The sequence below is a fragment of the Streptomyces odonnellii genome (assembly GCF_000981895.1).
Lineage (GTDB): Bacteria > Actinomycetota > Actinomycetes > Streptomycetales > Streptomycetaceae > Streptomyces > Streptomyces odonnellii.
In genome coordinates, this window is record NZ_LATD01000318.1 from 1 (window position 1) to 8,632 (window position 8,632).

Annotated in this window: 8 protein-coding genes and 1 pseudogene; all 9 read right to left on the reverse strand. The window is 70.0% G+C overall.

Annotation, left to right across the window (positions count from 1 at the left end; genetic code table 11):
• Positions 1–797, reverse strand: a pseudogene (locus WH07_RS27275) (hypothetical protein); the annotation flags it as partial.
• Positions 787–1,332: a DUF6114 domain-containing protein gene (locus WH07_RS27280; RefSeq protein ID WP_046505481.1), complete on the reverse strand. Its 546-nt coding sequence runs from the start codon at positions 1,330–1,332 to the stop codon at positions 787–789. The pseudogene WH07_RS27275 and the gene WH07_RS27280, both read right to left, overlap by 11 nt.
• Before the next feature lie 170 nt (positions 1,333–1,502).
• Complete coding sequence (locus WH07_RS27285) at positions 1,503–2,141, reverse strand: DUF6230 family protein (protein WP_046505483.1); 639 nt, start codon at positions 2,139–2,141, stop codon at positions 1,503–1,505.
• 623 nt (positions 2,142–2,764) lie between these two features.
• Positions 2,765–3,736, reverse strand: coding sequence for a tetratricopeptide repeat protein (locus WH07_RS27290; RefSeq protein WP_079023597.1), 972 nt, complete (start codon positions 3,734–3,736; stop codon positions 2,765–2,767).
• 150 nt (positions 3,737–3,886) lie between these two features.
• Positions 3,887–4,789 (reverse strand): ABC transporter permease, encoded by a 903-nt coding sequence (locus tag WH07_RS27295; RefSeq protein WP_046505488.1) that lies wholly within the window; start codon positions 4,787–4,789, stop codon positions 3,887–3,889.
• Positions 4,749–5,687 carry an ABC transporter ATP-binding protein gene (locus tag WH07_RS27300; protein ID WP_079023598.1) on the reverse strand — a complete coding sequence of 313 codons (939 nt, stop codon included), beginning with the start codon at positions 5,685–5,687 and terminating at the stop codon, positions 4,749–4,751. The genes WH07_RS27295 and WH07_RS27300 overlap by 41 nt, the downstream gene beginning before the upstream one ends.
• The gene (locus WH07_RS27305; RefSeq protein WP_046505490.1) at positions 5,684–6,139 is read right to left on the reverse strand and encodes a MarR family winged helix-turn-helix transcriptional regulator; all 456 of its coding nucleotides are present in this window, start codon (positions 6,137–6,139) and stop codon (positions 5,684–5,686) included. Before WH07_RS27305 ends, WH07_RS27300 begins: the two co-directional genes overlap by 4 nt.
• 201 nt (positions 6,140–6,340) lie before the next feature.
• Entirely contained in the window at positions 6,341–8,041 is a 1,701-nt protein-coding gene (locus WH07_RS27310) for an acyl-CoA mutase large subunit family protein (RefSeq protein ID WP_046505493.1), read from the reverse strand.
• A gap of 143 nt (positions 8,042–8,184) precedes the next feature.
• Positions 8,185–8,511 carry a DUF3817 domain-containing protein gene (locus WH07_RS27315; protein ID WP_046505496.1) on the reverse strand — a complete coding sequence of 109 codons (327 nt, stop codon included), beginning with the start codon at positions 8,509–8,511 and terminating at the stop codon, positions 8,185–8,187.
• Positions 8,512–8,632 lie beyond the last annotated feature (121 nt).

Below are 8,632 nucleotides of genomic sequence, written 5' to 3' on the forward strand. Positions count from 1 at the left end.
GCGTCCAGGCCCTTGGCGCTCTCGTCGAGTTCCTCGACGGTGACTCCGGCCTTCCTGGCCGCCTCTTTGATCGCCTCTTCCGTTCCGTCGACGGCGCCGTCGGCCGCGTCACTCGCCGGGCCGGCCGGCTCTGGCTTCTCGGCGGACCCGGCCGGTTCGGCGGACGGGTCGGTGGACGGCCTCCGTGCGGTCGCGGTGGCCGACGGGGTCGGCGCCGGGCTGTGCGGCTCGTCCTTGTCGGCGGCCTTGTCGCCGTCCTTGTCCCGTACGCCGAGGATGCCGCCCAGCACATCGCCGAGCCCCAGCGGGTCCAGCGGGTTCTTGGACTTCGTCGGGGTCGGTGTCGGGGTGGGCCTCGGCGGACGGCTCGCATCGCCAGGCCCCTCCGTCGGCCCGGGCCCGGGTCCCTCGGAAGGCCCCGGCCCCGGTGCCCCGGCACTCTCCGACGCCGACGGCGACTCCCCCGGCGCCGGCGAGTCCGACTGCGACTGCGAGGCCGACTCGGACGGCGACGCCGAAGGCGAGGGCGACTCCGACTCGTCCGGATCGTCCGAGCGCGTCACACACGGCCCCGGCGCGAACGGGATGTCCTTGCTGTCGTCGGCCAGCGCGAGTCTGGGCGTGAGCCCCATGCCCACGAAGACCGCCGTCGGCATGGCCGCCAGCGCGATCGCCTTGCCGGCGGGTATGTGCAGCTTGGTCAGGAGCGACTTCCTGGGGGCCGCGTGGCGCGGCCCTCTTCTCTCCCGGGATTCCTCGCCCCCGGCCGCGATCCGCTGCGTTTCGTCACCCCGCACTGTTCCTCCCGCCGTTGGCCTGGGCAGTCGTTTCCGTCACGTTCGGGTCCTCCCCGTCGCGCGGTACGGGAAAGGGTTCACCGGCGCTGTGGGACTCCGGTGACAGGTGGGGGGTGTGATGGTGCTCGGCGGCCGGCCGGGGCGGTTTGCCGGGTGCCCAGGAGATGGAGAGCGCGCCGCCGATCAGGGCGAACAGGAAGCCCAGCAGAAAGCCGCCGATGTTGGAGACGGGGATCGACACCAGCGCCAGCAGGATGGCGGCGACACCGGCGAAGACTCTGACGATGCTGTGGAACCACATCGTCAGGCCCAGGGTCACCAGCAGTACGCCGATGATCAGCGAACCCGCCCCGGCCGTGGTGGACATGGCCAGGGTGAGATTGCCGAGGTGGAGCTGGGCGTACGGGAAGTAGGAGATCGGCAGACCGCCGAGAAGGGTGAACAGGCCCGCCCAGAACGGCCGGGTGCCCCGCCAGACGCGGAACCGAAGCCGCCAGTAGGTGAATCCGCGGGAACCTGTGGACTCGGCGCTCATGGAAAACAGCTCCCTGGAATGCGGTGTGCGGGATGCGGTGGTGCGGGAGAAGCGGTGGTGCGGGAGAAGCGGTGGTGCGGAGAGCGGGGGCCGGACGGGCCGGACAGTCCCAGGGCCGGTCCCGCGGAGGGAACAGTCCTAGGACCGCGCGGCCCGCGCGAAGCGAATGCCTAGTAGCACTCGTACTTCTTGGGGTCACCGACCTTGAGCCGGAGGCTCAGGTCCGGGAGCTTGAACGTGCCCGCGGTGGTGGCCCAGGCCGTCTGCTTCACATCGGTCAGCGTGGCCGTCTCGGCCTGCTGGGCGAAGCCGAACGGATTGGCCTTCGTCCCCGGCTGAATACCGGGGGACTTGTTCTGACCGGCCGCGATACCGATGTCGATGTTCCTGAACACCGCGTCGGCGTCCAGGGATTCGACATCGAGGTAGAGGTTCTGCGCCTGGATTTTGGTGCCCTTGTTGCCCGCGTTCAGCACCAGCGTCACGCTCGTGTTGAGCAGCGGCAGCGGGGTGACCACGGACTGGCACATGTTCGTGATCGTGGCCGTCTTGAACCCGGAGACGGCCACCGGGTGGGTGGCCGTGTTGCCTTCGAGGTCCGTGCCCTCGGCGACACCGCCGTACTGGACGAAGTCATGGCCGACCAGGCGGTCGGCCTTCACCTTGAAGCTCTGGCCGGACACGCTGAACGACGCCGCGAGCGCCCCCTGTGCCAGAGCGACACCTATCGCCGCCGTCGCGGCCACGCTGGGCACCATGACCACAGCGAACCGCTTCCATCTGGTCCCGCCACGCACTTGGGACTCCATGAATTTCCTCCTTCTCGGACGTACATCTCCGGATCGGGTTGGAGCCCGTCCTGGGATGGGAGAAGTGCTACGTCCTCGGGAAGGAGAGCGCCTGTGCCGGGGGCGCCAACCGCGCCCGTAACCACCGGCGATCACCCCCGAGCGACAACCACTGGCCACGCCTTCGCGCAACCTCTGGACAGGCCCTGCCGGAAGGCAGGAACCCCCCTGTCCGGTCCGGCGGCCGCAGCCACCGGTCCGCCCGGTGGGGACCCAGGACCGACGGCGCGACTGGCTGCCGTGCTGGTGCGGTATTGGACCGAGCGTCGCCGATGGTGGTCCATTCGCGCCCGGGGCACAAGGGGGTTCGTTACTGGCTAGTAACGGCCTGACAACCAGCGGGCGACCCGGTGACATCGGGCGGCCACACAGGGTGCCTCCCGGTGGCGCACCAGAAGCGGCGAATGCCCCGCATAGCCGGACAGAAGAGGGGGTGCGATTTACTGCGAGCAACAGCGGCCACTTTTACCAAGTTTTGGTAAAGCGCGGCCGCTGTCCGCATAGTTCCGCCGCCCGTGCGTTCGGGACATCGGACGATACCGCGAAGGCGCCGCCGCCACAGCACCGGGATACCCGCCGAGGCGTCAGAAAAGCACGCGCGCCAGGGCCGAACGCGCCGCCGTCACCCGGGGATCGTCCCCGCCGATCACCTCGAACAGTTTCAGCAGCCGTACGCGCGCCGCCTCCCGCTCGTCACCGGAGGTCCGGCGTACGGTCTCGACCAGCCGGCCGAAGGCGTCCTCCACATGACCGCCCACCAGATCGAGATCGGCCGCGGCGATCTGCGCCTCGACGTCCTCGGGGCGCTCCGCGGCGTCCTTCCGTACCTTCGTCTGGTCCATCGCCCGTACCCGGCCGAGCAGTTCGGCCTGGGCGAGGCCCAGCTTGGCCTCCGTGTTGCCGGGGTCGTCGGCGAGCACGTTGCGGTACGCCTGGGCCGCGCCGGCGAAGTCGTCGGCGTCCAGCGCCCGTACGGCCGCCTCCAGCAGCGCGTCGTACGGACCGGCCGGAACGGCGTGCTGCGCCGGGGCGCCCTCCTGGGCATCGGGGTCGACGGCGATGCCGGTGAGCCCGAAGCGCTCCTCGCCCACCTGGATCAACTGGTCCAGGGTCCCCCGGATCTGGGCCTCCGGCGCCGCGCCCTGGAAGAGCGGCAGCGCCTGCCCCGCCACCACCGCGAAGACCGCCGGGATGCCCTGGATCCCGAACTGCTGCATAAGCATCTGATTGGCGTCGACATCGATCTTGGCAAGGACGAACCGGCCGTTGTACTCCCGCGCCAGCCGCTCCAGCACCGGACTGAGCTGTTTGCACGGCTCGCACCACTCGGCCCAGAAGTCGATGACGACCGGGACCTCGGTGGAGCGCTGGAGGACATCGCGCTCGAAGCCCGCCTCATCGACGTCGATCACCAGACTGGACGGGGGGACGGCACCGGTACCCCCCTGGCGGGCCGCCTCGGCACGGGCCTGCTCCGCCTTCGCCTTGGCCTCGTTGGCCGCCTTCACCGCGGCGAGGTCGACGACGCCGCTCATGGACATGTTCCTAGGCTGCATGAGTACATCCTCCCCCTTCGGCGCGCGCTTCAGAAAACGGCCACGAGCCCGTACGAACATGCGCCGGGCATACGCCGGGCCCGTATGTACATACGTTACGCCGCGTGGCCGGCCGGGGCGGACCGTATCCGGCGCGCCGGCGGGCCCTTCTCAGCGCGCCAGGCGGCCCAGCAGCGACGAGGCCGCCATGATGCCGACGACCGCCGCGAACAGCAGCACGCCGTAGTCCAGCAGCAGATGGGACGGCGTACCGAGCAACAGGCCGCGCAGGGCGTCCACTTGGTAGCTCAGCGGATTGATCTTGCTGATCACCTGGAGCCAGCCGGGCATCACCGCCACCGGATAGAGCGCGTTCGACGCGAAGAAGAGCGGCATGGTGATCGCCTGGCCGATACCCATCAGCCGGTCACGGGTCAGTACGATCCCCGCGATCGTCATCGACAGGCACGAGAAGAACGCCGAGCCGAGGACCACCGCGACCGCGACACCGAGCAGCTTCAGCGGATTCCAGGTCAGCCCCACGCCCAGGGCCGCGGCTATGAGGATCACCACGACGGCCTGGATCAGCGCCTTCACCCCGGACGCGAAGGCCTTGCCGCTGATCAGGGCGGCTCTCGGGGTCGGGGTGACCAGGAGCTTGGTGAGGATGCCCGCGTCCCGCTCCCAGATGATCATGATGCCGTAGAAGATCGCGATGAACATCGCGGACTGCGCGATGATCCCGGGCGCGAGGAAGTCGATGTACGGGATGCCGCCCGTGGGGATCGCCTTGATACGGGTGAAGGTCTCGCCGAAGATCAGCAGCCAGAGCGCGGGCTGAATGGCCCGGGTGTACAGCTCGGTCCGGTCGTGGCGCAGCTTCTGGAGCTCGACCGCGCACATCGCGATGACCCGGGCGGGCAGGACCCGCCAGCCGGTGCGGGCGCGCGGCGGCTTGAGCAGCAGGTCGAGACGGCCGAGATCGGGGCCGGTGCCGGTGCCCGCGCCGGTCCTGTTGCCCGCGCCTTCGCCCTCAGCCGACCCGGGACGCCGTACGGCGCGTGTTCCTGACATCGCGGAAGTCCCCTCCTTCCTCTTCCAGTCCCCGGCCCGCGACATCGCGGAAGACGTCCTCCAGCGTCGGCGCGGTCTCGCCCGCCGCCTTGCCGCCGGCGGCGACGCGCCGTTCGCGCAGCTCGGTCCGCAGCTCGCCGGGGGTGCCGAGCGCGTGGATCCGGCCGCGGTGCATCAGGGCGACGCGGTCGCAGTACTGCTCGGCCTCGTCCATGTAGTGCGTGGTCACCAGGACGGTCATGCCGGTGGCGTTCCGTACGGCGTTGATGTGCTCCCAGACGCTGGTACGGGCGATCGGGTCGAGCCCGATCGTCGGCTCGTCCAGCATCAGCAGTCTGGGCGCGCTGACCAGTGCCTGGGCGAGTTCGAGGCGGCGGACCATACCGCCGGAGTACGTCTTGGCCAGCCGGTCCGCGGCGGAAGTCAGGTCGACGGCCTCCAGCGCCTGGGCTACCCGCTCGGCGCGCTCGCGGCGGGACACGTCGAAGACGCGGGCGAACAGGGTCACGTTCTCCCGGCCGGTCAGCGCGGCATCGGCGGAGAGCTGCTGCGGCACGTACCCCAGCAGCCGGCGAACGGCCATCCGCTCCTTCGCCGCGTCGTGCCCGAAGACCCGCACCATGCCCGCGGGGACGGGCAGCAGCGTGGTGATGCAGCGGATCGCGGTCGTCTTCCCGGCGCCGTTCGGGCCGAGCAGTCCGAAGACCTCGCCCGAGCGGACGGAGAGATCGAGCCCGGAGACGGCCTTGGTGTCGCCGAAGGAGTACTCCAGACCGCGGCAGCTCACGGCTTCTTCGGTCTCGGCCGTGCGTGCGGCGTCAGTGGCGCCGACCGTGGCATCGGCCGTATCGCCGGGGCCCGTCGGCTCCGGCGTACCGGCAGTGGCTCTGTCGCTCATACGCGCTCCACTTCCTCGTGCATGTTCTGGGCGAGCCTGCGCAGCGCCGGAAGGGCCGCGGCCAGGGCGGCGCGCTCCTCGTCCGTCAGGTGCGCCACCTGTTCACGCATCAGCGCCGAGCGGCGGGCCTCCCAGTCCGCCAGCCGCTCCAGGGCCGCCGGAGTGGGCAGCAGGCGCGCGGACCGGCGATCGGACGGATCGGTCTCCCGGCGCAGATAGCCGATCCGGCTGAGCTGGTTGACCAGCGTGGAGACCGAGTTCCCGGCGAGATACAGCTCCCTGGCCGCCTCCGACACCTTGATCCCCGGCCGCGCCGCGACCAGCCGCAGCAAATCGACCTGCGCGCCCCGCAGCGGCGGTGCGGTCAGCCCGTCGCGCAGCCGCCGCCGGACCATCCGATGAACTCCCGCCAGCACGGTGGCGAGCGTGTCGGGAAACTCCGTCGTGGTCATACCATCACTTTAGCTCTGACTCAGAGGTATCCGCCAAGAGGAGCCCACCGCAAGAACAGGTCAAGAAAACGGCGGCAACCGGCCGGGGCAGGGAACCGAGGCAAGGCACCGAGGCAGGCAACCGGGACGGGGAACCGGGACGGGAAAAGCCGGTGGCCGCCCCCTGTCGGGAGCGGCCACCGGCCCGGTCGCTGAAGCCCCTCAGAACCCGGGCGGCTCCGTGTAGATCCCCCACTCGTCCCGCAGTACGCCGCAGATCTCGCCCAGCGTCGCCTCCGCCCGTACCGCCTCCAGCATCGGCCCGATCATGTTCGAGCCGTCGCGCGCCGCGGCCAGCATGCCCTCCAGGGCCGTACGCACCCGGGCCTCGTCGCGCGCGCCCCGGCGCTCCGCCAGCACCCGGACCTGGTCACGCTCGACCTCGTGGCTGACCCGCAGGATCTCCAGATCGCCGGTGACCGACCCGTGGTGGACATTGACGCCGACGACCCGCTTGTCGCCCTTCTCCAGCGACCGCTGGTACTGGAACGCCGATTCGGCGATCTCGCCGGTGAACCAGCCGTCCTCGATCCCGCGCAGGATGCCGGAGGTCATGGGGCCGATCGGGTGACGCCCGTCCGGGTGGGCCCGCAGCCCGCGCTCCTTGATCCGGTCGAAGATCTTCTCGGCGTCGGCCTCGATACGGTCGGTGAGCTGCTCGACGTACCAGGAGCCGCCCAGCGGGTCGGCCACATTGGCCACACCCGTCTCCTCCATCAGCACCTGCTGGGTACGGAGCGCGATCTCCGCGGCCTGTTCGCTCGGCAGCGCGAGGGTCTCGTCCAGCGCGTTGGTGTGCAGCGAGTTCGTACCGCCCAGGACCGCCGACAGCGCCTCCACGGCCGTCCGCACGACGTTGTTGTACGGCTGCTGCGCGGTGAGCGAGACACCCGCGGTCTGGGTGTGGAAGCGCAGCCACTGCGCCTTGTCGGTGCGCGCCCCGTACACCTCCTTCATCCAGCGCGCCCAGATCCGGCGCGCCGCGCGGAACTTGGCGATCTCCTCGAAGAAGTCGAGATGCGCGTCGAAGAAGAAGGAGAGCCCGGGCGCGAAGGTGTCCACGTCCAGACCGCGGCTGAGCCCCAGCTCCACATAACCGAAGCCGTCCGCGAGGGTGTACGCCAGCTCCTGCGCGGCCGTCGCGCCCGCCTCGCGGATGTGGTAGCCGGAGACGGAGAGGGGCTTGTACGCCGGGATGGAGCGCGCGCAGTGCTCCATGAGGTCGCCGATCAGCCGGAGATGGGGCTCGGGCTGGAAGAGCCACTCCTTCTGGGCGATGTACTCCTTGAAGATGTCGGTCTGGAGCGTGCCGTTGAGCACGCCCGGGTCGACGCCCTGGCGCTCGGCCGCGACGAGATACATGCAGAAGACCGGGACGGCCGGGCCGCTGATCGTCATCGAGGTGGTGACATCGCCGAGCGGGATGTCACCGAAGAGGATCTCCATGTCGGCGGCGGAGTCGATGGCGACCCCGCAGTGGCCGACCTCGCCGAGCGAGCGCGGGTCGTCGGAGTCGCGGCCCATGAGCGTCGGCATGTCGAAGGCGACGGAGAGGCCGCCGCCACCGGCGGCCAGGATCATCTTGTAGCGCTCGTTCGTCTGCCGCGCGTTGCCGAAGCCGGCGAACTGGCGGATGGTCCAGGTCCGGCCGCGGTAACCGGTGGGGTGGAGGCCGCGGGTGAAGGGGTACTCACCGGGCCAGCCGATCCGCTCGAATCCGTCGTACGTGTCGCCGGGCCGGGGCCCGTAGACCGGCTCCACGGGGTCCCCGGAGAGCGTGCTGAAGTCGGCGTCGCGCTTGCGAGCCTTGTCGTAGCGGGCCTGCCAGCGGCGGCGGCCCGCCTCGATCGCGTCGGCGTCCATGCACTCAAATTTACTAGGACGTCCAACTATCTGTCGATGGCAACCGCCCACGCATTCGAAAGCGCGGGCGTTGCGGTCAGGGTCTTTCGTTCGGACCTGGACCTGGACCTGGACCTGGGCCTGGACGCGGGCCGGGCCTGGACCTATGCCTTGGCGAGGGCCGGGTCGCTCTGCGTGAGCTGCGCCTTGACCTCGCGGGTGACCTTCGGCTCGACGAAGAACGACGCGACCGGGATGCAGCCGGCGGCCAGCACCCAGAGCAGCTTGCCGAACGGCCACTTCATCTTGGAGCCCAGATCAAAGGCGAAGATCACATAGATGATGAAGAGCACGCCGTGGATCTGGGAGATCAGCATCGTGTCGCCGGTGTCGAACCCGTACTTCAGGATGATCGCGACAGTGAAGACCAGCAGCCATACGGCGGTGACATACGCCATCACCCGGTAGCGGGACAGCACGCTTTGTTTCATGCCGACGAGCGTAACGGGGCGCGACAGGCGATCTTCCGGCACCCCATGCCCGCCCGGGGCGGGCGCCCCACGGCCCGCCGCCCCCCGGCCCGCTACTCCTCGAAGTCCTGCGCCGCCACCC

What these genes read in the sequence shown, in the direction of transcription:
- WH07_RS27280 (WP_046505481.1), bottom strand. Translation starts at nt 1,332, where the DNA reads ATGAGCGCCGAGTCCACAGGTTCCCGCGGATTCACCTACTGGCGGCTT.
- WH07_RS27285 (WP_046505483.1), bottom strand. Translation starts at nt 2,141, where the DNA reads ATGGAGTCCCAAGTGCGTGGCGGGACCAGATGGAAGCGGTTCGCTGTG.
- WH07_RS27290 (WP_079023597.1), bottom strand. Translation starts at nt 3,736, where the DNA reads ATGCAGCCTAGGAACATGTCCATGAGCGGCGTCGTCGACCTCGCCGCG.
- WH07_RS27295 (WP_046505488.1), bottom strand. Translation starts at nt 4,789, where the DNA reads ATGTCAGGAACACGCGCCGTACGGCGTCCCGGGTCGGCTGAGGGCGAA.
- WH07_RS27300 (WP_079023598.1), bottom strand. Translation starts at nt 5,687, where the DNA reads ATGAGCGACAGAGCCACTGCCGGTACGCCGGAGCCGACGGGCCCCGGC.
- WH07_RS27305 (WP_046505490.1), bottom strand. Translation starts at nt 6,139, where the DNA reads ATGACCACGACGGAGTTTCCCGACACGCTCGCCACCGTGCTGGCGGGA.
- WH07_RS27310 (WP_046505493.1), bottom strand. Translation starts at nt 8,041, where the DNA reads ATGGACGCCGACGCGATCGAGGCGGGCCGCCGCCGCTGGCAGGCCCGC.
- WH07_RS27315 (WP_046505496.1), bottom strand. Translation starts at nt 8,511, where the DNA reads ATGAAACAAAGCGTGCTGTCCCGCTACCGGGTGATGGCGTATGTCACC.